The sequence below is a fragment of the Microvirga sesbaniae genome (genome assembly GCF_025460805.1).
In the GTDB taxonomy this organism is placed as follows: Bacteria; Pseudomonadota; Alphaproteobacteria; order Rhizobiales; family Beijerinckiaceae; genus Microvirga; species Microvirga sesbaniae.
This window is the reverse complement of sequence record NZ_JAMXFJ010000004.1, coordinates 60,263-84,651: the sequence shown is the minus strand read 5'-3', so window position 1 is coordinate 84,651 and position 24,389 is coordinate 60,263. Positions and strand designations below refer to the sequence as shown.

Sequence of the window (24,389 nt, the reverse complement as noted above, 5' to 3'; positions counted from 1 at the left end):
ACGCGATGCCCGCGAACGTCAACGTCCGTGGGCCTTTGCGCGTCAAAAAAGCGCCAGGACGGCCTTCTGCAGGGCCTGGCGCCAGGGATTGGCCGGGTCGAGAAGGAGCCTGAGCGCCATGAGGCCCGACACCACGACCAGGAGCGGGCGGATGATCCGGGAGCCCAGCCGCATGGCGAGCCGCGATCCCGCCTGGGCTCCCAGGAAGGAGGCGCCTGCCATGACGATGCCGACCGGCCAGACCACCGCGCCCGTCGACGCATAGAGAAGAAGGCTGCCGAAATTGCTGGCGAAATTGACGAGCTTGGTATGAGCGGTCGCCTTCACCACCCCGTAGCCGAGGAGCGTCACGAAGGCGAGCATGTAGAAGGAGCCTGCTCCCGGGCCGAAGATCCCGTCGTAGAAGCCGATGGCGACCGGTGCCGTGAGGCCGAAGGCGAGAGCCGTCATCCGGGCCTGCGCGTCCTCGTCCTTCATCTTGCGCGAGAGCGCGAAATAGACAGCCATCGCGACCAGCAGCAGCGGGATCAGCCCCTCGAGCACGGAACGCGGCAGGAACTGCACGCAGAGCGCTCCCGCGATGCTGCTGAGAAACGCCGCCAGGGTGAACCCCCAGGCCTTGCGCCATTCGATCAGCCCCTTGCGCCCGAAGGTATAGGTGGCGGAGGCCGCCGCGACCGAGCCCTGGACCTTGTTGGTGGCGATCGCCTGGGCGGGATCGAGGCCCGCGAGCAGAAGAGCCGGCACGGTGATGAGCCCTCCGCCTCCGGCAATGGAATCCACGAAGCCCGCAAGGAAGGAGACCGCGGCGAGAGCCGCGATCGCGTCGAATCCGATGGTGAGCACGATCTACTGGTTCTTGAACTCGGCTGCGCGCTTCCCGACGAAGGCCGTCATGCCTTCCTTCTGGTCGGCGGTCGCGAACATGGCGTGGAACAGGCGCCGCTCGAAGCGAATGCCCTCGGACAGCGACACCTCGTCGGCGCGGTTGATGGTTTCCTTCGTCATCATGGCGATGGGCAGCGACATGGACGCGATGGTGTCGGCGGTCTTCAGAGCCTCGTTCAGAAGATCGGCCAGCGGCACCACGCGGGCGACGAGCCCGGACCGCTCGGCCTCCTCGGCGCCCATCGTCCGGCCCGTCAGGCACATCTCCATGGCCTTGGCCCTGCCGATGAGCCGGGTCAGGCGCTGCGTGCCGCCCATGCCCGGCATCACGCCGAGCTTGATCTCGGGCTGGCCGAACTTGGCGTTGTCCGCCGCAATGATGAAATCGCACATCATGGCGAACTCGCAGCCGCCGCCCAGCGCGAAGCCCGCGACTGCGGCGATCATGGGCTTGCGGCGGCCCGACACCTTCTCCCAGCCGGAGAAGAAGTCGGCCATGTAGGTGTGCGGATAGGTGAGTTGCGCCATCTCCTTGATATCGGCGCCCGCCGCGAAGGCCTTCTCCGAGCCGGTGATGACGATGCAGCCGACGGCCGGGTCCGCCTCGAAGGCGTCGAGAGCCTGGTTCACCTCGTTCAGCAGAGCCGTATTGAGGGCGTTCAGGGCCTGGGGGCGGTTGAGGGTGATCAGCCCCACCTTGCCGCGCGTCTCAACGAGAATGGTCTCAAAAGCCATGCCGGCGTCTCCTCATCGCTGGATGAGACACCGGTAGGCGAGGCCGGTCGATGCGGCAAGAGCAAATCCGATAAGCCCTGCCCCCTCCTTTCGGCAAAGCCGTGGGCGCGCTCATGCGCGCCAGCGCTTCTGACACTCGGGGCAGTAGAAGGTCGAGCGGCCGGACTGCACGAGCCGGGCCACCGTTCCGGTGCAGGAGGGAGTCACGCAGGCCTGTCCCTCGCGGTCGTAGACCCGGAAAGAGTGCTGGAAATAGCCGAGCGAGCCGTCCACCTGCGCATGATCGCGCAGGGTCGAACCGCCGGCTTCCACGGCCTCGGCCAGCACGTCGCGGATGACGCCGGCGAGCTGGTGCGCCTTGTCGGTCGGCTGACCGGTCTTGGTCGCGAGCGATCCCGCGGCCGCCTCCGGATGGAGCCCGGTGCGGAACAGGGCCTCGCAGACATAGATGTTGCCGAGGCCCGCGATGAGGCGCTGGTCGAGGAGGGCGGCCTTCAGGGGCGTGCGCTTGCCCGCGAAGAGCCTCGCGATGGTCTCGCCCGAGAGCTCGTTGCCCAGGGGCTCGATGCCCATGCCGGCGAAGTGCTTCGACGTCTCGATCGCGGAGCGGGGCACCAGGTCCATGAAGCCGAAGCGGCGGGCGTCGTTGTAGGTGACGGTCGCCCCGTTGGAGAACTGGAACACCACATGGTCATGGGCCCCGAGGCCGCCGTGCTCGTGATGGAATTCCCCCGGCATGCGGGTGGCTCCGTGCCGGGTCACCAGAAACCGACCGGACATGCCCAGATGCATTACCAGCACCTCGCCGGACGCGAGATCGGCCAGGAGGTACTTGGCCCGCCGGCCCAGGGCCGTGACCTCCTGGCCCTCCAGGCGCTCGGCGAACCGATCCGGGAAGGGAAAGCGCAGGTCGGGCCGGCGCTGGGTCACCCTGGTGAAGCGGGCGCCGACCATGGCGGGCTCCAGACCGCGGCGAACGGTCTCGACTTCGGGCAGTTCGGGCATCAACCATCTCTCGGCTTCTTGAGACCTCTTACATAGCCATCCCGCCCCGCTTCCGCTATGGATCGCGACATTGGTGCATCGTGCGCAAAGCCGGGCCCGGCTTTTTCTGTCGTGGCCCGTCGGGTCCGATGCTCGAGGTGACGAGAGATTTGGTGAAGGTCATGACCGACGAGAACACCCATTTCGGGTTCCAGTCCGTGCCGCTCGGCGAGAAGCAGGGCAAGGTCAACGAGGTCTTCCGCTCCGTGGCGAGCCGCTACGACCTGATGAACGATCTCATGTCGGCCGGGCTCCACCGGGTCTGGAAGGATGCCCTCGTGTCCACCCTGCGCCCGCCCCGCGACCGGCCGTTCCGCCATCTCGACGTGGCCGGCGGCACCGGCGACGTGGCCTTCCGCATCCTGGACGAGAGCGGCCCGCAGACCCGCGTGACCGTGCTCGACATCAACGGCGAGATGCTCAAGGTCGGGGCCGAACGGGCCGGCCACCGCTACGAGGGCCGCATCGATTTCGTCGAGGCCAATGCGGAGGAGCTGCCGCTCGAATCCGCGACCTACGACGCCTACACCATCGCGTTCGGCATCCGGAACGTGCCGCGCATCGATGCGGCGCTTCGCGAGGCGCACCGGGTCCTGAAGCCCGGCGGCCGCTTCCTCTGCCTCGAATTCTCGAAGGTCGACGTGCCGCTCCTCGACCGGATCTACGACGCCTATTCCTTCAACGTCATCCCGCGCCTCGGAGGCATGGTGACGGGGGACGCGGAGTCCTATCAATATCTGGTGGAATCGATCCGCCGCTTCCCGCCCCCGGCTGCCTTCGCCCGCATGATCGAGGAAGCGGGGTTCCGGCGCGTGACGCACCGGTCCCTGACGGCGGGCGTCGTCGCCATTCATTCCGGCTGGAAGATCTGACACGTGATCGGCAGCCTCGTTCATCTTGCCCGCAACCTGCGCGCCGGGTTCGTCCTGGCCCGCGAAGGCGCCCTGGCGCTCGTCGATCCGAGCGCCCTGCCGCCCTCCGCCCGCTTCGGCCTGAGGATGGCGCGCCTCGTCGAGCGGCCGCAGGCCGGCGACGGAGCGGCGCGGCTCTCCAAGGCCCTGACGCGGCTCGGGCCGTCTTACGTGAAATTCGGCCAGTTCCTCGCGACCCGCCCGGATATCGTCGGCGTGGCGGCGGCTCGCGATCTGGAGCGCCTGCAGGACCGCATGCCGCCCTTCCCGCGGGCGGAGGCGGTGCGCATGGTCGAGATCGCCCTGGGCCGCCCCATCGATGCGCTGTTCCTGGAATTCAGCGAGCCGATCGCGGCCGCCTCCATCGCGCAGGTTCACCGGGCCCGCATCCGCACGGCGGAAGGCGAGGAGACGGTGGCGGTCAAGGTCGTGCGCCCCGGTGTGCGCGAGGGCTTCGCCCGCGATCTTCAGGCCATGCGCGCGGCCGCCCGCCTGTTCGAGCGCGTGGTTCCCGACGCCCGCCGCCTCAAGCCGCTGGAGATCGTGGAGGCGCTCGCCCGCTCCGTCGCCGTGGAGATGGATCTGCGCCTCGAGGCGGCGGCCGTCTCGGAACTGGCGGAGAACACGAAGGACGACCCGGATTTCCGCGTGCCGAAGCCGGAATGGGACCTCACCGCCCGCGACGTGCTCACCACCACGTGGATCGAAGGCATCCGCCTCAACGATCTGGCCGGGATCGAAGCGGCGGGCCTCGACCGGGTCGCGCTCGGGCGCACGGTGATCCAGTCCTTCCTGCGCCACGCCATCCGCGACGGCTATTTTCACGCCGACATGCATCCGGGCAACCTGTTCGTGGATGCGGAAGGGCGCCTCGTGGCCGTCGATTTCGGCATCATGGGCCGTCTCGGCCTGAAGGAGCGGCGCTTCCTCGCCGAAATTCTGCTCGGGTTCATCCGCCGCGACTATCTGCGGGTGGCGCAGGTGCATTTCGAGGCCGGCTACGTGCCGCCGCACCATTCGGTGGAGGATTTCGCCCAGGCCATCCGCGCCATCGGCGAGCCGATCCACGATCGCCGCGCCGACGAGATCTCGATGGCGAAGCTCCTGACGCTCCTGTTCGAGATCACGGCCCTGTTCGACATGGCGACCCGCATCGAGCTGGTCATGCTGCAGAAGACCATGGTGGTGGTCGAGGGCGTGGCCCGTAACCTGGATCCGAAGCTCGACATGTGGACCACCTCCGAGCCCGTGGTGCGCGACTGGATCGAGCGCAACCTCGGGCCGCTGGGCCGCGCCGAGCAGGCGGGCCGCGGCCTGTGGACGCTCGCCGGCGTCATCGGCGACCTGCCCGAGCTGGCCCTGCGGGCCGAGCGGGTGCTCAACCAGCTCGAGGACGTGACGGCCCGGGGCGTGGCGCTCGACCAGGACAGCGTCGCGGCCATCGGCCGGGCCGAGGCGCGGGGCAACCGCTGGGGCGTGGCGGCCTTGTGGATCATCGCGGCCTCGCTGATGATCATGCTGTTCAGGGGCTTCGCATGACGGCGCTTTCGGGCAAACGCATCCTCCTCGTCATCGGCGGCGGCATCGCGGCCTACAAGTCGCTCGACCTCATCCGCCGCCTGCGGGAGCGCGGCGCCTCCGTCCGCTGCATCCTGACCGCGGGCGCGCAGGCCTTCATCACCCCGCTCGCGGCCTCCGCCCTCACGGGCCAGCGCTCGCATACCGATCTCTTCGACCGTGAGGACGAAGCGGATATCGGCCATATCAAGCTCGCCCGCGATGCGGATCTCGTGATCGTCGCGCCGGCCACGGCCAATCTCATGGCCAAGATGGCCGGCGGCCATGCGGACGATCTCGCCTCCACGGTGCTGCTCGCAACGATCCTGCCGATCCTGATCGCTCCGGCCATGAACGTGCGCATGTGGCAGCATCCGGCCACGCAGCGCAATCTGACGATCCTCCGACAGGACGGTGTTCATGTGGTGGGGCCCAATGACGGCGCCATGGCAGAGGCCGAGTTCGGCCCCGGCCGCATGGCCGAGCCGCTCGAGATCGCGGCTGCCGCGGAGCGCCTTCTCGCCCCGTCCGGGCCGTTGGCCGGCAGGCATGTGATCGTGACCTCGGGACCGACGCACGAGCCCATCGATCCGGTCCGCTACATCGCCAACCGCTCCTCGGGCAAGCAGGGCCATGCCATCGCGAAGGCAGCCGCCGACGCGGGGGCCCGGGTCACGCTGATTGCGGGCCCCGTGACGCTGCCGGATCCAGCCGGCGTGACGACCGTCCATGTGGAGAGCGCCCGCGAGATGCTGGATGCCGTCGAGAAAGCCCTGCCGGCCGATATCGGAATCTTCGCCGCGGCCGTCGCCGATTGGCGCGTGGCCAACGCGGGCGAGCAGAAGATCAAGAAGAAGGACGGCGCGCTGCCGAACCTGTCGCTCGCCGAGAATCCCGACATTCTCGCCACGATCGCCCATCGCAGCGAGGACCGCCCGCCGCTGATGGTGGGCTTCGCGGCCGAGACCGAGCACGTGATCGAGCATGCCCGGCAGAAGCTCGCGAAGAAGGGCTGCGACCTCATCGTGGCCAACGACGTGTCCGCGGCGGGTGGCGTCATGGGGGGCGACAGCAACACGGTGCATCTCGTCAGCGCGTCAGGCGTGGAGACCTGGCCGACCCTGTCGAAAGCCGACGTGGCCAAGAAGCTCGTGGAGCGCTTGGGCGCCATGGCGAAAGGGGGACAGCCATGAGCCGGCGCCTGCGCATCCAGCGGCTCGCCCATGCGGCCGATCTGCCGCTGCCGCGCTACGAGACGGCCGGAGCCGCCGGCATGGATCTCGTGGCCGCCCATCCGGCCGAGGCGCCGATCGTCCTGCAGCCGATGCAGCGGGCGCTCGTTCCCACCGGCCTCGTCCTGCAGCTCGAACCCGGCTTCGAAGCCCAGGTGCGGCCCCGCTCCGGGCTGGCCTTTCGCCATGGCGTGACCGTGCTCAATACGCCGGGCACCGTCGACGCGGATTACCGCGGCGAGGTGCAGGTGCTTCTCGTCAATCTCGGCTCCGAGCCTTTTTCCATCGCCCGCGGCATGCGCATCGCCCAAATGGTGGTCGCCCCGGTCACCATGGTAGAATTGGTCGAGGTGAGCCAGGTCGACGAAACGGGTCGCGCGGCAGGCGGCTTCGGATCGACCGGGCTGGGGTAGGGAAGCACTCGCATGAATTTCCTCTCGCGCCGCTCGCTTCTTGCCATCGCCGCCGTCACGGACATCGCGCTCCACGCCCGGCCGATGCCGGTTTCGGCCAAGGCGCTCGCGGCCCGGCACAACCTGCCGCCGCGTTATCTCGAGCCGGTCCTGCAGGCTCTGGTCCGTCAGGGCATCCTGAAGGGGGTGCGCGGCCCCCGGGGCGGCTACGAGCTCGCCCGCGAGCGACGCCGGATCACAGCCGGCGACATCGTGCGCATCGCCATGTCGGCCCTTGAGGAGGACGCAGCCTCTCCGGTGCCGGAATCGCGCCTCGCCGAGGCCGTCGTGTCGCCCCTGGTGCAGCGCGGAACCGAGGCGTTCCTGGCCGAGCTCGACAAGGTGACGGTGGAGGATCTGTGCCAGAAGGCGCAGGCTGAGTCGGCTGTCGAGACGACCCCGGCCGTCGATTTCACCATTTGAAATGTGAATAGGGGCAAAGATCGACACTCCGTATGGGAAAGGCTAAATTTCCGCCGAACTGAAGGAGGATATTCATGGCTGACACCGCCCATCTGTCGGGCTCCGACGCCAAGCCCGGGCGCGGCCGCATCTACGGCTCGATCACGGAAACCATCGGCAACACCCCGCTCGTGCGCCTGAACCGGCTGCCCAAGGAGCGCGGGATCGACGCCGAGATCCTCGTCAAGCTCGAGTTCTTCAACCCGATCTCCAGCGTGAAGGATCGCATCGGCGTCAGCATGATCGAGGCCATGGAGGCTGCCGGTACGATCAATCCCGACACGACCCTGATCGAGCCGACCTCCGGCAATACCGGCATCGCGCTTGCCTTCGTGGCCGCGGCGCGAGGCTACCGGCTGATTCTGGTGATGCCCGAGACCATGTCCATCGAGCGTCGCAAGATGCTGGCCTATCTCGGCGCGGAACTCGTGCTCACCCCCGGCCCCATGGGGATGAAAGGCGCCGTGGCCCGGGCCGAGGCGCTCCTGACCGAGATCCCCAACTCGGTCATTCCGCAGCAGTTCAAGAACCCGGCCAATCCGGAGATCCACCGCAGGACCACCGCGGAGGAGATCTGGAACGACACCGACGGACGGTTCGACGCCTTCGTGGCGGGCGTCGGCACCGGCGGCACGATCACCGGCGTCGCCCAGGTGATCAAGCCGCGCCTGCCGGCCATGAAGGTGATCGCCGTGGAGCCGGAGGATTCTCCCGTGCTCTCCGGCGGCCAGCCAGGTCCGCACAAGATCCAGGGCATCGGGGCCGGTTTCGTGCCGGATGTCCTCGACCGCTCGCTCATCGACGACGTGGTGACGGTCGGCAACCAGACGGCCTTCGACACTGCGCGCCGGCTCGCGAAGCTCGAAGGCATTCCCGGCGGCATCTCGACCGGCGCCAACGTGGCGGCCGCGCTCGAAGTGGCGGCGCGCCCCGAGTTCAAGGGCCGGCGCATCGTCACGGTCGCGCCTTCCTTCGCCGAGCGCTACATCTCGAGCGCATTGTTCGAAGGGCTTTGATCCTCTCGGCACGCAGACCATCGGGGCGGCTTCACGGCCGCCCTTTTTGTTGGCGCTCCGCGCAAGCGTGGCCAGAACTTCGCCCCGCCCGCCGGGTTCTCCTTGCACGCACGAAATTCGAACGATGTTTCAAGGAGTTCATCATGGCGGAACGCAAGGCGCCTCATTCACTCAAGGATCAGACGGCGGATCAGATCCGCAACGAGCAGCGCGGCGGCATCGACAGTCCCGTCGATCCGAACCGCGACGGCGGCATCGAAGGCAACGCGACCCTGAGGCGCGTATGGAGCGAGCCCGGCGGCGAGGCCTACAACTACCGCCAGGGGCAGACCGGCCAGACCAGCAAGGCCGGCATGGACGGCCATGACGAGCTCACGGCCGCCGAGACGCCGGAGACCACCAGGCACCTGAGCGACGCGAGCCTCTCGCCCGAGGACAAGGACGCGACCGCCGAAGCCATCGAGCGCGCCACCGCCGTGAACGGCAAACAGGACGGCTGAAAGGACACGGCGATGGGCAATGCAGGCTACGGCAATCACACCGACGACACGAAGAAGGACGTGGAGTCCAAGCGGCTCGACCCGCAGGGCGGCCAGCAGAGGTCGACCGAACAAGGCCCGGGCGGGAAGCAGCCGGCGGCAGGACCCCACAGCAAGTCGTCGCTGACCAACCCGGATTCGACGCCCGGCACGGGCGCCCTGCCGGACGTCGGCGACCACGACGCGACGGATTCCACGAGCTCGTAGGAACGGACCCGATCATCATGACCCAGAACCACAACGCGGGGCCCCGCGTCCCGACGGAACGTCCTGACCCTGACGAAGCCGGACGGGATCCCGGCCCCGGCGCCCAGGACCGCCCCGGCTTCGATCTCGGCGGCGCGGTGGATCCCTCCAACAAGACCCAGGTGGGCTCCGGCACCATTCCCGGCGGGCCGAAGGGCAGCCCCACGAGCGGCACCGATGCGGGCGGACGGGCGACCGGGCTCACCGACCCGAGCGGCTCGGGCTCCCTCGGCAACGAAGGGGATGCAGGCTCCGATTCCGGCTCGGGCCCGACCGGCGGCTCCGGCGGCCCCACTTGAGCATCGGACGCACAAGTGGGAACCGGTTTTGCGTGGAAAGATGCTCCCAAACAAAAGCTTGAAGCATCGGACGCACAAGTGGGAACCGGTTTTGAGTGAAAAGATGCTCCAAAACGAAAGCTTGAAGCATCGGGCGTGAGTTCGATGACACGTCTGAGGATCTTGAACGCATCAGAAGGAACAGCAGCGATGGGAAAAACCGACGACAAGTCCAAGCAGGCCACCGAGGAAGATATCAGCGCCCCCCGGCTGACCCCGCAGGGCCGCGAGAATCCGGAGGCCTCGGGCGAGGACTCGACGAACCCGATGGGCGAGGGCGCGAAGAAGGGCCAGAGCAGCAAGGCGGAAGGGTGATCAGAGGGGTGATCAGAGGGGTGATCGGAGGGTGATCGGAGCACCCTTCGCGTCTGGGGAGGAGCCGATGCCGACTTCTCCCCTCTACACTCCACCGTCCCGGCCGTAGGTGCGAAATCCCTCCCGTTCGCAGAGACGATCGTAGTAGCGTTCGATCGCCGGCAGATCGGGCCGTTCGAGCGGAATGCTCTTCCAGCGGTGGATCGAGAGACCGATCACGATGTCCGCGCAGGTGAAATGCGGTCCGGCCACATGGGCGCCGGTGCGCGCCAGTTCCCGGTCGATCACGCGAACGGCGGAGCAGAAACCATCCCAGGATCGGGCGATCTGCGCCGGGTCCTGGAAATTCGGGTTCCTGCGGACAAGCCCGAGGAAAACATAGCGCCAGGTGTTGTTGAAGTCGGAGACCTGCCAGTCCATCCACTTCTCGACATGGGCCCTCTCGGCCGGTGCGCCGGGCAGGAGATCACGGCGACCTTCGCGGGCCGCGAGATAGCGGACGATGCTGTTCGACTCCCAGAACATCTGACCGGCGTCCTCAAGCACCGGGATCATCCCGACCGGGGTGAGCCTTTGAAACGCGGGGTCCGTGACGGGCCGGGTGTCGCCGCCCCAATCGACCCTCTCGAACGGAAGGCCGAGCTCCGCGCAGGTCCAAAGCACCTTCCTCACATTGATGGATTTCGGCTGGCCGTAGATCTTCAGCATGACGCCCCTGCATCTTTATTGCATCGCATGCATAGAGCATTTTTCGGCGAAGTGGATCCGGTTCGCCATCAAAAATGCGGCACGGCCAAGACGAGAGGTGATTCCACGCCTGTGGAAACACCTCTGGCCGGCGGCCGCGAGGTGCGCCAGATCAGAAAGAGAGCCCATGAAAAAGGCCGCCCCTCGGGGCGGCCTTTCGTCGTGGCGGGAAGCGGTGGTTCAGGCGCTCAGCGCTTCCTTCTGCTTCTCGGCGCGCTTGCGGTCGTTCGGGTCGAGGATCGCCTTGCGGATGCGGATCGACTTCGGCGTCACCTCGACGAGCTCGTCGTCCTCGATCCAGGCGAGGGAGCGCTCCAGGGTCATGCGGATCGGCGGCGTCAGGCGCACGGCCTCGTCCTTGGAGGTGGTGCGGATGTTGGTCAGCTTCTTGCCCTTGAGCACGTTGACCTCGAGATCGTTCTCGCGGTTGTGCTCGCCCACGATCATGCCCTGGTAGACCTTCCAGCCGGGCTCGATCATCATCGGGCCGCGATCCTCCAGGTTCCACAGGGCGTAGGCCACGGCCTCGCCGGAATCGTTGGAGATCAGCACGCCGTTGCGCCGTCCCGCGATCTCGCCCTTGTAGGGCTCGTAGGCGTGGAACAGGCGGTTCATGATCGCGGTGCCGCGGGTGTCGGTGAGAAGCTCGCTCTGGTAGCCGATGAGGCCGCGGGTCGGGGCGTAGAACACGAGGCGCTGGCGGTTGCCGCCGGAGGGCCTCATCTCGATCATGTCGGCGCGGCGCTCGGACATCTTCTGCACCACGACGCCCGAATGCTCCTCGTCCACGTCGATGACCACTTCCTCGATGGGCTCGAGGAGCTGGCCGTCCGCGTCCTTCTCGAACACCACGCGGGGGCGCGACACGGCGAGCTCGAAGCCCTCGCGGCGCATGGTCTCGATCAGGATGGCGAGCTGCAATTCGCCACGGCCGGAGACATAGAACGAATCCTTGTCGGCCGCCTCCTCGATCTTGAGGGTCACGTTGCCTTCCGCTTCCTTGAACAGGCGGTCGCGGATCATGCGGCTCGTCACCTTGTCGCCCTCGGTGCCGGCGAGCGGGCTGTCGTTGACGATGAACGACATGGTCACGGTCGGCGGGTCGATCGGCTGCGCCTGGATCGGGATGTCGTTCTCAGGGGCGCAGAAGGTGTCGGCCACCGATCCCTTCACGAGACCCGCGATGGACACGATGTCGCCGGCCTCGCCGACGTCGATCGGCTGGCGCTCCAGGCCGCGGAAGGCCAGGATCTTGGACACGCGGCCGGTCTCGACCACGTTGCCCTCGCGGTCGAGCACCTTGATCGACTGGTTCGGCTTCACCGAGCCGGAGCTGATGCGCCCGGTGACGATGCGGCCCAGGAAGGGGTTCGACTCGAGCAGGGTGCCGAGCATGCGGAACGGACCTTCCTCGGTCTTGGCCGGCGGCACGTGCTCGAGCACGAGATCGAACAGCGGCGCCAGGCCCTGGTCGCTCGGGCCTTCCGGCGACTTGGCCATCCAGCCGTTGCGGCCGGACCCGTAGAGGATCGGGAAGTCGAGCTGCTCGTCGGTGGCGTCGAGGGCCGCGAACAGGTCGAACACCTCGTTGATGACCTCCTGATGGCGGGCGTCGGGGCGGTCGATCTTGTTGATGGCCACGATGGGCTTGAGGCCGATCTTGAGGGCCTTGGACACCACGAACTTGGTCTGGGGCATCGGGCCCTCGGCCGCGTCCACGAGCACGATGGCGCCGTCGACCATGCTCAGGATGCGCTCCACCTCGCCGCCGAAATCGGCGTGGCCGGGGGTGTCGACGATGTTAATGCGGGTGTCCTTCCAGACCACCGAGGTCGCCTTCGCCAGGATGGTGATGCCGCGCTCCTTCTCAAGGTCGTTCGAGTCCATGGCGCGCTCTTCCACGCGCTGGTTCTCGCGGAAGGCGCCGGATTGCTGGAGCAGCTTGTCGACCAGGGTGGTCTTGCCGTGGTCGACGTGGGCGATGATGGCGATATTGCGGAGTTTCATACGGGGTCTTTCAAAGCAAAGCGGCCCGGCACGCGGCAAGCTTGGCCGCGCCCCTGGCTCGTACCGGGCGATAAATCTGATGCGCTGCAATATAGTGATTAGTCTGCGGCGGCAATAGGGCGGGCTGGAACCTTTCTGAGCAAAGCGGATGCGGCCATCCTCCGTCCTCCCGGGCTCGTCCCGCTGAACGTGATGCCATGGAGCCCTGAGCCTCACCGGATCGGTCTGGCCGTGTCTCCCCGCCACGTTATCACCGGGCTCGTCCCGGTGATCCCGCTTGTCTGAAGCGCCGAGCCTTTCGGATCGGGATGGCCGGGCTTGTCCCGGCCATCCCGCTTCTGAGAAGCGCCGCGCCTCACCGGATCGGGATCACCGGCACAAGGCCGGTGATGACGTGGAGGGTGTTAGGACGGGCGGAGGGTGACGGGGAGGGTGCCATGGCGGGCGGAGGGTGGCCGGGAAGCCCCGGGGTGTCGGGTGAGGCGAGGGGAACGCCACTCCGGGCTCGGCGCCCAAGGACCGGAGATCATTGAATGAACAGTGCGACGGCCTAAATGGCAGGATATTCTCTGCTTCCCGAAAGTCGGCATGTCGGCCACCCCTATCTCGAACATTCCGCCCGCGCCCCCACTCCCGGCTTCCGTGCAAGCCAGGGTTCATGGCCGCGACGCCGGCGGACCCGGCACGGTCGTGTCCACCCGTCGTCGGCATCCCGACAGCTCCGCCAGACTTCACGACCGAAAGGCCGGGTCGTTTGCGACAGGCAGTCACGATGCACCATAAGCCGGCGCCCAATCTCGACTTCCTGAGCGGAGGCGGCGAGATGGGGGCTCTCATGCGGTCTCACGACTGGGCCGCTTCGCCCCTCGGTCAGCCGGAGCGCTGGCCGCAGAGCCTCCGGACCGTGGTGAGCCTGATGCTCACCTCCAAGTTTCCCATGTTCGTCGCCTGGGGGCCGCACCTCGCCTTCCTGTACAACGACGGCTACCGGCCCATCTTCGGGGCGAAGCATCCGCACGCCCTGGGTCTGCCTTTCCGGGAGGTATGGTCGGAAATCTGGCCCGATATCGAGCCGCTGGTCACCAAGGCGCTCGCCGGAGAGGCGACGTTCCACGAGGACCTGCACCTGGTGATGGAGCGCAACGGCTATCCGGAGGATACCTGGTACACCTTCTCCTACTCGCCCGTGCGCGACGAGACGGGCGGCATCGGGGGCATGTTCTGCGCCTGCACGGAGACGACCGGGGAGGTCAAGCTGCGGGCCACCTTGCGGGCGGAGCAGGAGCGGCTGCGCGAACTCTTCCGGAAGGCGCCCGGCTTCATGGCGATGCTGGGCGGGCGCGACCATGTCTTCGAGCTGGCGAACGACGCCTATCTTCAGCTCGTGGGCCACCGTCGCGACATTATCGGCAAGCCCGTCCGGGACGTCCTGCCCGAGGTGGCCGGCCAGGGCTTCTTTGAGCTGCTCGACAAGGTCTACGCGACGGGCGAGCCGTTCGTCGGACGCAACCTTCGGGTCGGCCTCCAGCGACACCCGGGAAGCCCCGTCGAGGACCGCTTCGTCGACCTGGTCTACCAGCCGATCACGGACCGCAACGGCAATGTCACGGGCATCTTCTCCGAGGGATACGACGTCACCGAGCGGGTCCAGGCGGAGGAAAGCGTCCGCGAGAGCGAGGCCCGGTTCCGCAATCTGGCCGACAACGCCCCGGTGATGGTCTGGGTGACGGAGCCGGACGGGGCCTGCTCCTACCTGTCCCGCTCCTGGTACGAGTTCACCGGGCAGTCGCCGGAGAACGGGCTCGGCTTCGGCTGGCTCGATGCGGTCCATCCGGACGACAGCGCCTGGTCGGGCGAGACGTTCCGGTCCGCCAATGCCCGGCAGGCGCCGTTCCAGCTCGAATACCGGCTCCGCCGGGCGGACGGGACCTATCGCTGGGCCATCGACACGGCCGCGCCGCGCATCGGCGAGGACGGCACCTTCCTGGGCTATGTAGGCTCGGTTCTCGACATCACCGAACGCAAGGAGATCGAGGAGCGCCTGCGGACGAGCGCGGCGGAGTTCCAGACCGTCACCAATGCGGCGCCCGCTCTGGTCTGGGTCGGGTCGGAGGACGGCCGCATCCTCTACATGAACGAGCGCTGGCACGAGTTCACCGGACAGCCCACCGGGGAGGCGCTCGGCTACGGATGGGTCAGCGCGATGCACCCCGAGGATGCGGCGCGCATCCTGCCCTACTGGCAGCATTGCCGCGAGACGGGCGAGATCTACGAGGGCGAGGTGCGCTACCGGCGCCGGGACGGGGAGTACCGCTGGCACGCCTTCCGGGCCATGCCGCATCTCGACCCGGAGGGCGCCATCGCGAAATGGTTCGGCGTGAGCGTCGACATCCACGAGCGCAAGGAATGGGAGGAGCATCGGGAACTCCTCATCAACGAGCTGAACCACCGGGTGAAGAACACCCTGACCATCGTGCAGTCGATGGCCGCCCAGAGCCTGCGGCAGCTGAGCGAGGAGAGCCGCCCCAAGCTCCAGGCCTTCGAGGATCGCCTGTTCGCGCTCGCCCGCGCCCATGACGTGCTCACGCGCGAGAACTGGGAAGGCGCGGAGCTCCGGGAGATCATCGACGAGGTCGTCGAGCCCTATCTCCGGCAGAAGACGAAGCACCTCGACATCGAGGGCCCGCGCCTGCGCCTCATCCCGCGGACGGCCCTGGCCATCGCCATGGCGATCCACGAACTCGCCACCAACGCGGCCAAGTACGGCGCGCTCTCCGTCCCGTCGGGATGCGTTCACATCACCTGGACGGTCGAGCCGGGCGACGTTCCGCGCCTGGTGCTACAATGGCAGGAGCGCGACGGCCCGCGCGTCACCGCTCCGACCCGCCGCGGCTTCGGCACGCGGCTGATCGAGCGGAGCCTGGCGCAGGACATCGGCGGGGACGTCCGGCTGACCTACGCGCCCACCGGCGTCGTCTGTGTGATGAACGTTCCGTTGACCGAGACGGGCGCGACGGCGGAGCTCCCTTCAGCCCATTGAGCAGTGAGGCCGGGCTTGGCCTTGCGGTCGTGAGGGGAGAGCGCCGTCGTCACGGGAACGTGGCGGCCATTCGCCACCGCGGTCATCTCCGGGCTTGTCTCGATGCGAGAGGCGGCTGGGCGAGAAGGTCAGGCGGGCGCCAAGGAGGCGCCAGCTCTCCGTCCGGCACGATGTTTTTCCCGCGTGCGCCCAGATAGCGTCGAGGCCCGGAGCGACAAGCTTCCCCATCCGGACATCTGCCCCGTCAGGAATGCAATTGTCCGCGGCCCGACAAAGGGCCGAGCATCGCGGGTGGCCGATTCCCGAACGCCACTCCGATCCTGGAGAACAAGGGAACGGTCGATGTCGCTCAAGGAGGAAACGCGATGGGAGCTTTGACCGGAACCGCACGCCTGATGCCGTATGTGGGCATTCTGCTCGCCAGCACGGCCATTCCGGCCTTCGCCGACATGTCGAGCGCCGTCCGGACCACGTCGCAGCAGGTGAAGGGCCTGCAGGCCCCGGCGGAAATCATCGTCGATCACTGGGGCATCCCGCACATCTACACGGCGAACCAGCACGACGCCTTCTTCATGCAGGGCTACAACGCGGCCCGCGACCGGCTCTGGCAGATCGACCTGTGGCGCAAGCGCGGGCTCGGCCTGCTCGCGAAGGATTTCGGCCCCGACTACGCGGAGCAGGACCGGGCCGCCCGCATGTTCCTCTACCGCGGCGACATGGACAAGGAATGGGCCGCCTACGGGCCCAACGCCAAGACCTACACGGAGGCCTTCGTCGAGGGCGTGAACGCCTTCGTCCAGGAGGTCCGGGACGGCACCCGGCCGGCGCCGGCGGAGTTCCGAATCGCCGGCACGCAGCCCGATCCGTGGAAGCCCGAGGACGTGGTCCGCATCCGCAGCCACGGCCTGACCCGCAACGTGGCCTCCGAGGTGCGGCGCGCGCAGGTCGCCTGCGCGGCCGGCCTCGATGCCGACCGCCTGCGCACCAAGTTCGAGCCCGAATGGCAGACCAAGGTCCCGGCGGGCCTCGACCCGTGCTCCATCCCCAAGGACGTGCTGAAGGATTACGAGCTCGGCACCAAGGACGTCTCGTTCGTGGCGCCGCAGAAGAAGGCCTACCTCGACTCGCACGAGGATTTCCTCAACGAGGCCATGGCCAATATCGACCGGATCGGGTCGAACAACTGGGTCGTGGCGGGCTCCCGCACGGCCACGGGCCGGCCGATCCTGGCGAACGACCCGCACCGGGCCCACGGGGTGCCGTCCCTGCGCTACATCGTGCATCTGAACGCGCCCGGCATGTCGGTGATCGGGGCCGGCGAGCCGGCCCTCCCGGGCGTCTCCATCGGGCACAACGGCAAGATCGCCTTCGGGTTGACCATCTTCGCCATCGACCAGGAGGACCTCTACGTCTACGAGCTCAACCCGGCCAATGCCAACCAGTACAAGTTCCGCGACGGCTGGGAGGACATGAAGGTCGTGCGCGAGACCATCGAGGTGAAGGGCGAGCAGCCGCGCGATGTCGATCTGCTCTTCACGCGCCACGGGCCGGTTCTCTCGAAGGACGACGCCGGCCAGCGGGCCTTCGCCATGCGGTCGGTCTGGTTCGATCCCGGCACCTCGGCCTATTTCGGCTCGTCGGACTACATGACGGCCCAGAACTGGACCGGCTTCCTGGAGGCCATGAACCGCTGGGGCGCTCCGTCCGAAAACCAGGTCTATGCCGACACGGACGGCAATATCGGCTGGGTGCCGGGCGGCCTCACGCCGAGGCGCGTGAGCTATGACGGTCTCATGCCCGTGCCGGGCGACGGGCGCTACGAGTGGGAGGGGTTCATCCCCCTGTCCGACCTGCCCAAGGAGTACAACCCGGCCCAGGGTTTCTTCGCGACCGCCAACCAGAACAACCTGCCGCCGGATTACCCGGTCAACGAGCGCAGGATCGGCTTCGACCAATGGGCCGATCCGGCCCGGTTCGAGCGGATCACGGAGGTGCTGAAGGCGAAGCCGAAATTCACCCTGGCGGACGCCATGGACCTGCAGAACGACGACACGAGCATGCTCGGCCGCAGGCTCGTCGCGCTGGTGAAGCCGCTTCGCTCGGAGGACCCGAAGCAGCGGGCCGCGCTCGAGCTCCTGCAGGGCTGGGATGCCCGGGAGACCGCCGACAGCGCCGCCGCCGCCCTGTTCGAGGTCTGGACCAGCAAGCATCTCGGTCGCGCCACAGTGGCCGCGACCACGCCCGAGGCGGCCCGCGCCATCATCGGCAACGGCAGCCTCTCGGCGGTGGTCGACTACCTCGAGAAGCCCGACCAAGCCCTCGGGGCCGATCAGGCGACGGCCCGGGACAGGGTCCTGCTCCAGAGCCTCACGGCGGCGGCCGACGAGGTCGGCAAGCTTCTCGGCGACGACATGGCGCAGTGGAAGTGGGGCAACCTGCACCAGGCCGAGTTCAGTCACGCCCTGAAGCCGCTGGCCGACAAGGCCACCCAGGCGCAGATGACCGTCGGGCCGCTGGTGATGGGCGGCGGCAACAACGTGCCCCACGCGGCGGGCTACAGCACGTCCACGTTCAAGGTGACGTCCGGCGCCTCGTTCCGCATGGTGCTCGACGTGGGCAACTGGGACGCCAGCCGGGCGATCAACACGCCCGGCCAGTCGGGAGACCCCTACAGCCCGCATTACCGCGATCTCGCGCCCCTCTGGGCGACCGGCGATTACGTGCCGCTGGTCTATTCCCGCGAGGCGGTGGAGAAGGCCGCGAGCGAGCGCCTTCAGCTGACGCCCTGAGATTTCTGCGGGAGGCGCTCGGGCTTTACGGCCCTGGAAAGGACCGGCGCGAAGCCGGTCCTTTTTTTGCGGGGACCCGTCCCGGCCGTTACTGGCTCGGAGCCGGGGCGCTCGCCGCCACGCGCCACACGACGTTGCCCGTATCGTCGGCGACCAGGAGGGCGCCGGTGCCGTCGATGGCCACGCCCACCGGGCGGCCGCGGGCCTGATCGCCCTCGATGAACCCGGTGACCACGTCCTGCGCCTCGCCGGACGGCCGGCCGTTCTCGAACGGCACGTAGACCACCTTGTAGCCGTTGAAGGCCTGGCGGTTCCAGCTCCCGTGCTCGCCGATGAACGCTCCCCTCCGGTAGGGCTCCGGCAGGGTGGAGTTCATCGAGAAGGTCAGGCCGAGCGCCGCCACGTGGCTCGAGAGCGCGTAATCGGGCTTCACCGCCTTCTGCACCATGTCGGGACGGGGCGGGTGCACGCGCTCGTCCACGTGGTTGCCGTAATAGCTCCAGGGCCAGCCGTAGAAGGCGTTCTCCTGCACGGAGGTCAGGTAGTCCGGCACGAGGTTGGGGCCGAGCTCGTCGCGTTCGTTCACCACCGTCCAGAGGATTCCGGTCTCGGGATGGAACGTCAACCCGTTGGGGTTGCGCAGGCCCGACGCGTAGACGCGGGACAGGCCGGTGGCGCGGTCCACCTGCCAGATGGCGGCCCGGCCCTTTTCGGCCTCGAGCCCGCGCTCGCCGGCATTCGAGTTGGAGCCGACCGACGCGTAGAGGAACCGTCCGTCCGGGCTCAGGGCCAGGTCCTTGGTCCAGTGATGGTTGATCGGCCCGCCGGGAAGCGGCGCCAGCACCCGGGGGGCGGCCGTGATCGCGGTCTCGCCGAGCCGGTAGGGATAGACCAGGATCGCGTCGGCGGCGGCCACATAGAGAATGTCCTCGTGCCAGACCACCCCGAAGGGCGAGTTCAGCCCCTTGAGCAGGTCGTGGCGCTCGTCGACCGTGCCGTCGCGGTTGGTGTCGCGCAACAGAGTGATCAGGTTGCTCTCCTTCTTCGGCCCGCCGCTGTCGCCCTTGGCGATCGCCATGATCCATTGCCGGATGTAGTCCTTGGGCCGCGACAGGGGCTTGCCCTCGGGCGCCCGCGACTGGACCACGAGCACGTCGCCGTTCGGCAGGGTGCGCACCAGGCGCGGGCTGACCAGGTCCTTCGCATAGGCCGTCACGGTCATCCCCTGCGGGGCCTTCGGCGCCTGTCCGTCCTTCCAGCCCACCACCTCGGCGACCTTCAGGTCGGGCATGAGCTCCGTGCTGGGCGCCGGCAGGGCCGGATCGGGGCCGATCTGGCTCGCGACGTCGAAATTGCCGTTGCCGTCGTTGCAGCCGGCGAGCGCCAGGGCCAGGAGGCCCGTTCCCGCGAGCGCGGAGACGGGCCGGACGCGGAAGCGATCAGTCATAGGCGTGCTCTCCCAGGGCAGGTCCGTAGGCGAACGACGTGCTGAGCCAGAGCGTGACGAGCACGGCCAGCACCGTCAGGGCCGACAGGGTCAGCCCCCAGGGCATGACCGCGGTCCAGCCGTCGGCCGCATGGGCCAGGTTGTTGAAGAAGGCCAGGATCAGGACCACGAGGGTGCCGATGGCGGCGGGCCAGCCGAACCGCACGGCCCGGGTCCGGAACCGGACCAGATAATAGATCGCCCCGAACACGGCGGCCGCCACCCCGACCGTAATGCCCGCGAGCAGGAGCCAGGCGGAGAACTCCACCCATACCAGGTTCGACGTGCGCCAATAGGCGATGTCGGCGGCGAGCGCCAGGATGAAGCACGCGACGGGGAACGACGCCAGCAATCGCTGGATCATATGCCCGGCAACCGCCGCTCGCGACGGCCGGTACGGAACTTGGGGCGACGGCATCGGGCCTCTCTCGGACGATGGGACTTGATGTCTACGGCCGAGATTCCGTTAGGTTCCAGGTCTTCTCCGAAGGGCAGCCTCCGCCCTTCCTGCCACCCTCCCAGGTCATGGCCGGGCTTGTCCCGGCCATCCCGACCGGAAAGGTCCGGCGCTTCAATTCATCGGGATCACCGGGGCGAGCCCGGTGATGACGTGGAAGTGGTGTGAGCCGGTGATGACTTGGCACGGATGCGAGCCGCAGCCGCTCGACCCGGAGGACCGCCCCGGAGCCGATCGGACGCGGCACAGTGATCCAGGGCCCGTTCCGGCGGCCGGAGGGGTAAGGATCGCTCAGCACGCTCGGCCCCCTGGCGGGACGGGCTGCGACCATCCCGGCCAGAAGCCGAACGCTTTTCACGGTCAGGCCGGGATGGAATGCGTCGGCCTGCGGTGACGGCCGTGACCGACGCATGCATGGCTTACAGCCCGAGCTTCTTCTTGCGCTGCGCGAGCGTGCGCAGGCGCAGGGCATTGAGCTTGATGAAGCCGGCGGCGTCACGGTGGTCGTAGGCGACGGCGCCTTCCTCGAAGGTGACGAGGTCCTGGTCGTAGAGCGTGTAGGGGCTCTGGCGGCCGATGAGGTGGACGCCGCCCTTGTAGAGCTTGAGCGTCACCTCGCCGGTGACGAATTCCTGGCTCTTGTCGATGAGGGCCTGGAGCATCTCGCGCTCGGGCGAGAACCAGAAGCCGTTATAGATGAGCTCGGCGTATTTCGGCATCAGCTCGTCCTTCAGGTGCGCGGCGCCGCGATCGAGGGTGATCGACTCGATGCCGCGATGGGCCAGGTGAAGGATCGTGCCGCCCGGGGTCTCGTACATGCCGCGGCTCTTCATGCCGACGAAGCGGTTCTCCACGAGGTCGAGGCGGCCGATGCCATTGATCTTGCCGAGTTCGTTGAGCTTCGCCAGCAGGTCGGCCGGGCCCATCGTCCGGCCGTCGATGGCGACCGGGTCGCCCTTCTCGAAGGCGATCTTGATCACGGTCGGCGTGTCGGGGGCGGTCTCCGGACCGTCGGTGCGCGAATAGACGTAGTCCGGCACTTCCATGGCCGGATCCTCCAGCACCTTGCCCTCCGAGGAGGCGTGCAGGAGGTTGGCGTCGACCGAGAACGGGGCCTCGCCGCGCTTGTCCTTGGCGATCGGGATCTGGTGCTGCTCGGCGAAGGCGATGAGCTGCTCGCGGGAGCGCAGGTCCCATTCGCGCCAGGGGGCGATCACGGTCACGTCGGGCTTCAGGGCGTAATAGCCGAGCTCGAAGCGCACCTGGTCGTTGCCCTTGCCGGTGGCCCCGTGAGCGACCGCGTCGGCCCCGACCCTCTCGGCGATCTCGATCTGCTTCTTGGCGATCAGCGGCCGGGCGATGGAGGTGCCGAGCAGGTACAGGCCCTCGTATTGGGCGTTGGCGCGGAACATCGGGAACACGTAATCGCGCACGAACTCGTCGCGCAGGTCCTCGATGAAGATGTTCTCGGGCTTGATGCCCAGGAGCTCGGCTTTCTTGCGGGCGGGCTCCAGCTCCTCGCCCTGGCCGAGATCGGCGGTGAAGGTCACCACCTCGCAGCCGTAGGTGGTCTGCAGCCACTTGAGGATGATGGAGGTGTCGAGGCCGCCCGAATAGGCGAGCACGACCTTGTTCACGCGCTTCTCAGCCATAGCAAAGGTTCCGATGATAAGGGTGCTCGCGACTTAGAACATCGGGCTTCAAAGGGGAAGCTTCTTGTTGGTCGAAGAAGGCGGTATGTGTCAGGTGCATTCCTGACCGGAAAGTCAGGCGCTGCCATAACTCCAGGGAATGCGATAGGCGTCATGATGGAGCGAAGAACCGGCTTTGGGGCGGCTCGTTTCTTCCTCCAGGCATCCGGCAGTGAAAGGCGCCCATGATCCGTCAGCCGCAGCTCGAGTTCTGGTACGAATTCGCCTCCACCTATTCCTATCTCGCGGCCATGCGCATCGAGACGGCCGCCGCGGAGGCGGGCGTCGGGCTCCTGTGGCGCCCGTTCCTGCTCGGGCCCGTCTTCAAGGCGCAGGGGTTGGACACCTCCCCCTTCGCCGCCTATCCGGCCAAGGGGCGCTACATGTGGCGCGACATGGAGCGGGAGGCGGCCCGCTTCGGGCTGCCCTTCTACCGCCCCAAGACCTTCCCCCAGAACGGGCTTCTGGCCGCGCGGGTCGCGTTGGTCGGCGTCGAGCCCGGCTGGACGCCGGCCTTCACCAAGGCCGTGTACACGGCCGAGTTCGGCGAGTGCCGCGACATCGCCGATCCGGCCGTGCTGGCGAGCCTCCTGAACGACCTCAACCTCGATGCGGAGGCGGTCCTGGCGGAGGCGCAGGGCGAGACCAACAAGATGCGCCTGCGCCGGATGGGCGACGAGGTCCAGTCCCGCGGCCTCTTCGGGGCCCCGACCTTCTTCACCGAGGATGGGGAGATGTTCTGGGGCAACGACCGGCTCGAACAGGCCCTCGACTGGGCGGTCGCCCAGGCGCGGCGCTCGGACTGGCCGGTTTGACCCACGGTCGAGCTGGCTCTCCGTCGACCCCGACGGGATGAAGCCGCGGCGAGACGCCAATCGCCGGCCCCCGTCCGAAATCCTTGCATCCTCACCCTCACGCCATGCGCTCCTCTCCCGGGAGCGCGTGTCCCCGTTGGAAAACAAGACGCATGATGTTGATGAAAAACACTGTCGCCGACCAGAAAGGCCGCCTCAAATCGATCCTCGGCGGATCGGCCGGCAACATGGTCGAGTGGTACGACTGGTACGTCTATTCCGCCTTCACGCTCTATTTCGCCCCGATCTTCTTTCCCAAGGGCGATCAGACCGCCCAGCTCCTGAACGCCGCCGCGGTCTTCGCGGTCGGGTTTCTCATGCGCCCCATCGGGGCCTGGATCATGGGCATCTATGCGGACCGGAAGGGCCGCAAGGCCGGCCTGACCCTGTCGGTGACGCTCATGTGCACGGGCTCGCTGATGATCGCCGTCACGCCCGGCTACGAGCGGATCGGCGTGTTCGCCCCGATCGTCCTGGTCCTGGCGCGCCTGCTCCAGGGCATCAGCGTCGGCGGCGAGTACGGGGCCAGCGCCACCTATCTCAGCGAGATGGCAGGCAGGAGCCGGCGCGGCTTCTTCTCGAGCTTCCAGTACGTGACGCTGATCTCGGGCCAGCTCATCGCGCTCGCCGTGCTGCTGATCCTGCAGCTCTTCCTGTCCGAGCAGCAGATCGAGACCTGGGGCTGGCGCATCCCGTTCTTCATCGGCGGCATCCTGGCCGTGCTCGTCTTCTATCTCCGCCGGGGTCTGGCCGAGACGGAATCCTACAAGAACGCGCAGGGCACGCAGGCCGAGGGCACGAAGGCGCCCCGCTCCAGCGGCCTGGCGCTGTTCACGAAGTACCCGCGCGAGGCCTTCACGGTGATCGCGCTCACCGCCGGCGGCACGCTCGCCTTCTATGCCTACACCACCTACCTGCAGAAGTTCCTGGTCAACACCTCGGGCTTCTCCCGCGAGGCGGCGAGCCAGATCACGGCCGCGGCCCTGTTCGTCTTCATGCTGCTGCAGCCGGCGGCCGGCGCCCTATCGGACCGGATCGGCCGCAAGCCCCTGATGGTGGGCTTCGGCATCCTCGGCGTCCTGTTTACCTACCTGATCTTCTCGACGCTCGCCGGCACGAAGGACCCGTACATGGCCTTCGCCCTCAGCCTGGCGGCCCTCGTGATCGTCACCGGCTACACGTCGATCAACGCAGTGGTGAAGGCCGAGATGTTCCCGGCCCATATTCGGGCTCTCGGCGTCGCGCTGCCCTACGCCATCGCCAACACGGTCTTCGGCGGCACGGCCGAGTACGTGGCGCTGTGGTTCAAGCAGGCCGGGATCGAATACGGCTTCTTCTGGTACGTGACCGCCATGATCGCCGTCTCGCTCGTCGTCTACCTGCGCATGCGGGACACCCGCCAGCACAGCCTGATCCACGAGGATTGAGAAACGGCTCGCCGGCCTCGGCCGATCCATTCGCACCCTCCGCTTCCCTGAAGCGGAGGGTGATTCGTTTCGGGCCCCGCCTGCCGCGGCGGGCCTGTCGATCCCTCCTAAGAGCAGTTCCGGCGCGGCGGAAATATGAGATTCTAATCCCCAAGC

Annotated in this window: 21 protein-coding genes and 1 pseudogene; 14 read left to right on the top strand and 8 right to left on the bottom strand. The window is 67.7% G+C overall.

All coding sequences use genetic code 11. The features are described 5' to 3' along the window. Positions 1-42: 42 nt before the first annotated feature. The 3 genes from OCW50_RS07965 to mutM all read right to left on the bottom strand — a co-directional run bounded on the left by OCW50_RS07965 (position 43) and on the right by mutM (position 2,628). A complete protein-coding gene (locus tag OCW50_RS07965; RefSeq protein ID WP_262271392.1) occupies positions 43-846 on the bottom strand; it encodes a TSUP family transporter in 804 nt (267 codons plus the stop codon). Between the two features lie 3 nt (positions 847-849). Next, complete coding sequence (locus OCW50_RS07960; RefSeq protein WP_262297072.1) at positions 850-1,623, bottom strand: enoyl-CoA hydratase; 774 nt, start codon at positions 1,621-1,623, stop codon at positions 850-852. Between the two features lie 111 nt (positions 1,624-1,734). Then, on the bottom strand, positions 1,735-2,628 hold the full coding sequence (gene mutM / locus OCW50_RS07955; protein ID WP_262297071.1) for a bifunctional DNA-formamidopyrimidine glycosylase/DNA-(apurinic or apyrimidinic site) lyase: 894 nt from the start codon (positions 2,626-2,628) through the stop codon (positions 1,735-1,737). 161 nt (positions 2,629-2,789) lie between these two features. Between mutM and ubiE the strand changes: the two genes are divergently transcribed. From ubiE to OCW50_RS07905, 10 genes are all read left to right on the top strand, one after another. Further along, positions 2,790-3,539, top strand: a complete 750-nt coding sequence (gene ubiE, locus OCW50_RS07950) for a bifunctional demethylmenaquinone methyltransferase/2-methoxy-6-polyprenyl-1,4-benzoquinol methylase UbiE (protein WP_262297070.1) — start codon at positions 2,790-2,792, stop codon at positions 3,537-3,539. Between the two features lie 3 nt (positions 3,540-3,542). Beyond that, positions 3,543-5,117: a 2-polyprenylphenol 6-hydroxylase gene (ubiB, locus tag OCW50_RS07945; RefSeq protein WP_262271388.1), complete on the top strand. Its 1,575-nt coding sequence runs from the start codon at positions 3,543-3,545 to the stop codon at positions 5,115-5,117. Continuing rightward, positions 5,114-6,328, top strand: a complete 1,215-nt coding sequence (gene coaBC, locus OCW50_RS07940; protein ID WP_262271387.1) for a bifunctional phosphopantothenoylcysteine decarboxylase/phosphopantothenate--cysteine ligase CoaBC — start codon at positions 5,114-5,116, stop codon at positions 6,326-6,328. Before ubiB ends, coaBC begins: the two co-directional genes overlap by 4 nt. After that, the gene (dut, locus tag OCW50_RS07935) at positions 6,325-6,780 is read left to right on the top strand and encodes a dUTP diphosphatase (protein WP_262271386.1); all 456 of its coding nucleotides are present in this window, start codon (positions 6,325-6,327) and stop codon (positions 6,778-6,780) included. The genes coaBC and dut overlap by 4 nt, the downstream gene beginning before the upstream one ends. A 12-nt stretch (positions 6,781-6,792) precedes the next feature. Beyond that, positions 6,793-7,242, top strand: a complete 450-nt coding sequence (locus OCW50_RS07930) for an RrF2 family transcriptional regulator (RefSeq protein ID WP_262271385.1) — start codon at positions 6,793-6,795, stop codon at positions 7,240-7,242. 74 nt (positions 7,243-7,316) lie between these two features. Next, on the top strand, positions 7,317-8,297 hold the full coding sequence (gene cysK, locus OCW50_RS07925; protein WP_262271384.1) for a cysteine synthase A: 981 nt from the start codon (positions 7,317-7,319) through the stop codon (positions 8,295-8,297). Between the two features lie 143 nt (positions 8,298-8,440). Next, positions 8,441-8,797, top strand: a complete 357-nt coding sequence (locus tag OCW50_RS07920) for a hypothetical protein (protein ID WP_262297069.1) — start codon at positions 8,441-8,443, stop codon at positions 8,795-8,797. 12 nt (positions 8,798-8,809) lie between these two features. Further along, complete coding sequence (locus tag OCW50_RS07915) at positions 8,810-9,043, top strand: hypothetical protein (RefSeq protein ID WP_262297068.1); 234 nt, start codon at positions 8,810-8,812, stop codon at positions 9,041-9,043. Positions 9,044-9,060: 17 nt separating this feature from the next. Further along, positions 9,061-9,381, top strand: a complete 321-nt coding sequence (locus OCW50_RS07910) for a hypothetical protein (RefSeq protein WP_262297067.1) — start codon at positions 9,061-9,063, stop codon at positions 9,379-9,381. Between the two features lie 189 nt (positions 9,382-9,570). Continuing rightward, the gene (locus tag OCW50_RS07905) at positions 9,571-9,735 is read left to right on the top strand and encodes a hypothetical protein (protein WP_262271380.1); all 165 of its coding nucleotides are present in this window, start codon (positions 9,571-9,573) and stop codon (positions 9,733-9,735) included. An 84-nt stretch (positions 9,736-9,819) separates the two neighbouring features. Here the strand turns inward: OCW50_RS07905 and OCW50_RS07900 are convergent, their stop codons facing one another. After that, positions 9,820-10,443, bottom strand: a complete 624-nt coding sequence (locus OCW50_RS07900) for a glutathione S-transferase family protein (RefSeq protein ID WP_262271379.1) — start codon at positions 10,441-10,443, stop codon at positions 9,820-9,822. Between the two features lie 219 nt (positions 10,444-10,662). After that, positions 10,663-12,489 carry a translational GTPase TypA gene (gene typA / locus OCW50_RS07895; protein ID WP_262297066.1) on the bottom strand — a complete coding sequence of 609 codons (1,827 nt, stop codon included), beginning with the start codon at positions 12,487-12,489 and terminating at the stop codon, positions 10,663-10,665. 772 nt (positions 12,490-13,261) lie between these two features. Between typA and OCW50_RS07890 the strand changes: the two genes are divergently transcribed. Both OCW50_RS07890 and OCW50_RS07885 read left to right on the top strand, forming a co-directional pair. After that, positions 13,262-15,529 (top strand): PAS domain S-box protein, encoded by a 2,268-nt coding sequence (locus OCW50_RS07890; RefSeq protein WP_262297065.1) that lies wholly within the window; start codon positions 13,262-13,264, stop codon positions 15,527-15,529. Between the two features lie 365 nt (positions 15,530-15,894). Continuing rightward, the gene (locus tag OCW50_RS07885) at positions 15,895-18,318 is read left to right on the top strand and encodes a penicillin acylase family protein (RefSeq protein WP_262297064.1); all 2,424 of its coding nucleotides are present in this window, start codon (positions 15,895-15,897) and stop codon (positions 18,316-18,318) included. A gap of 109 nt (positions 18,319-18,427) precedes the next feature. Here OCW50_RS07885 and OCW50_RS07880 read toward each other — a convergent pair. The 3 genes and pseudogenes from OCW50_RS07880 to OCW50_RS07870 all read right to left on the bottom strand — a co-directional run. Then, positions 18,428-19,765: pseudogene (locus OCW50_RS07880) on the bottom strand (PQQ-dependent sugar dehydrogenase); the annotation flags it as partial. After that, complete coding sequence (locus OCW50_RS07875) at positions 19,758-20,222, bottom strand: DUF2231 domain-containing protein (protein ID WP_262271374.1); 465 nt, start codon at positions 20,220-20,222, stop codon at positions 19,758-19,760. The pseudogene OCW50_RS07880 and the gene OCW50_RS07875, both read right to left, overlap by 8 nt. Before the next feature lie 458 nt (positions 20,223-20,680). Further along, a complete protein-coding gene (locus OCW50_RS07870; protein ID WP_262271373.1) occupies positions 20,681-21,913 on the bottom strand; it encodes an argininosuccinate synthase in 1,233 nt (410 codons plus the stop codon). A gap of 224 nt (positions 21,914-22,137) precedes the next feature. Between OCW50_RS07870 and OCW50_RS07865 the strand changes: the two genes are divergently transcribed. Together OCW50_RS07865 and OCW50_RS07860 are read left to right on the top strand one after the other, a co-directional pair. Then, the gene (locus OCW50_RS07865) at positions 22,138-22,767 is read left to right on the top strand and encodes a 2-hydroxychromene-2-carboxylate isomerase (RefSeq protein WP_262297062.1); all 630 of its coding nucleotides are present in this window, start codon (positions 22,138-22,140) and stop codon (positions 22,765-22,767) included. A gap of 155 nt (positions 22,768-22,922) precedes the next feature. Continuing rightward, the gene (locus OCW50_RS07860) at positions 22,923-24,233 is read left to right on the top strand and encodes an MFS transporter (protein ID WP_262271399.1); all 1,311 of its coding nucleotides are present in this window, start codon (positions 22,923-22,925) and stop codon (positions 24,231-24,233) included. Positions 24,234-24,389: the final 156 nt, after the last annotated feature.

Excerpts from the sequence above, each read along its gene's own strand:
- OCW50_RS07870 (WP_262271373.1), bottom strand. The coding sequence starts at position 21,913 with ATGGCTGAGAAGCGCGTGAACAAGGTCGTGCTCGCCTATTCGGGCGGC.
- OCW50_RS07910 (WP_262297067.1), top strand. The coding sequence starts at position 9,061 with ATGACCCAGAACCACAACGCGGGGCCCCGCGTCCCGACGGAACGTCCT.
- OCW50_RS07865 (WP_262297062.1), top strand. The coding sequence starts at position 22,138 with ATGATCCGTCAGCCGCAGCTCGAGTTCTGGTACGAATTCGCCTCCACC.
- dut (WP_262271386.1), top strand. The coding sequence starts at position 6,325 with ATGAGCCGGCGCCTGCGCATCCAGCGGCTCGCCCATGCGGCCGATCTG.
- OCW50_RS07905 (WP_262271380.1), top strand. The coding sequence starts at position 9,571 with ATGGGAAAAACCGACGACAAGTCCAAGCAGGCCACCGAGGAAGATATC.
- coaBC (WP_262271387.1), top strand. The coding sequence starts at position 5,114 with ATGACGGCGCTTTCGGGCAAACGCATCCTCCTCGTCATCGGCGGCGGC.
- OCW50_RS07875 (WP_262271374.1), bottom strand. The coding sequence starts at position 20,222 with ATGCCGTCGCCCCAAGTTCCGTACCGGCCGTCGCGAGCGGCGGTTGCC.
- OCW50_RS07890 (WP_262297065.1), top strand. The coding sequence starts at position 13,262 with ATGCACCATAAGCCGGCGCCCAATCTCGACTTCCTGAGCGGAGGCGGC.
- ubiE (WP_262297070.1), top strand. The coding sequence starts at position 2,790 with ATGACCGACGAGAACACCCATTTCGGGTTCCAGTCCGTGCCGCTCGGC.
- OCW50_RS07920 (WP_262297069.1), top strand. The coding sequence starts at position 8,441 with ATGGCGGAACGCAAGGCGCCTCATTCACTCAAGGATCAGACGGCGGAT.
- cysK (WP_262271384.1), top strand. The coding sequence starts at position 7,317 with ATGGCTGACACCGCCCATCTGTCGGGCTCCGACGCCAAGCCCGGGCGC.
- OCW50_RS07930 (WP_262271385.1), top strand. The coding sequence starts at position 6,793 with ATGAATTTCCTCTCGCGCCGCTCGCTTCTTGCCATCGCCGCCGTCACG.
- OCW50_RS07860 (WP_262271399.1), top strand. The coding sequence starts at position 22,923 with ATGTTGATGAAAAACACTGTCGCCGACCAGAAAGGCCGCCTCAAATCG.
- OCW50_RS07900 (WP_262271379.1), bottom strand. The coding sequence starts at position 10,443 with ATGCTGAAGATCTACGGCCAGCCGAAATCCATCAATGTGAGGAAGGTG.
- OCW50_RS07915 (WP_262297068.1), top strand. The coding sequence starts at position 8,810 with ATGGGCAATGCAGGCTACGGCAATCACACCGACGACACGAAGAAGGAC.
- OCW50_RS07960 (WP_262297072.1), bottom strand. The coding sequence starts at position 1,623 with ATGGCTTTTGAGACCATTCTCGTTGAGACGCGCGGCAAGGTGGGGCTG.
- OCW50_RS07885 (WP_262297064.1), top strand. The coding sequence starts at position 15,895 with ATGGGAGCTTTGACCGGAACCGCACGCCTGATGCCGTATGTGGGCATT.
- mutM (WP_262297071.1), bottom strand. The coding sequence starts at position 2,628 with ATGCCCGAACTGCCCGAAGTCGAGACCGTTCGCCGCGGTCTGGAGCCC.
- typA (WP_262297066.1), bottom strand. The coding sequence starts at position 12,489 with ATGAAACTCCGCAATATCGCCATCATCGCCCACGTCGACCACGGCAAG.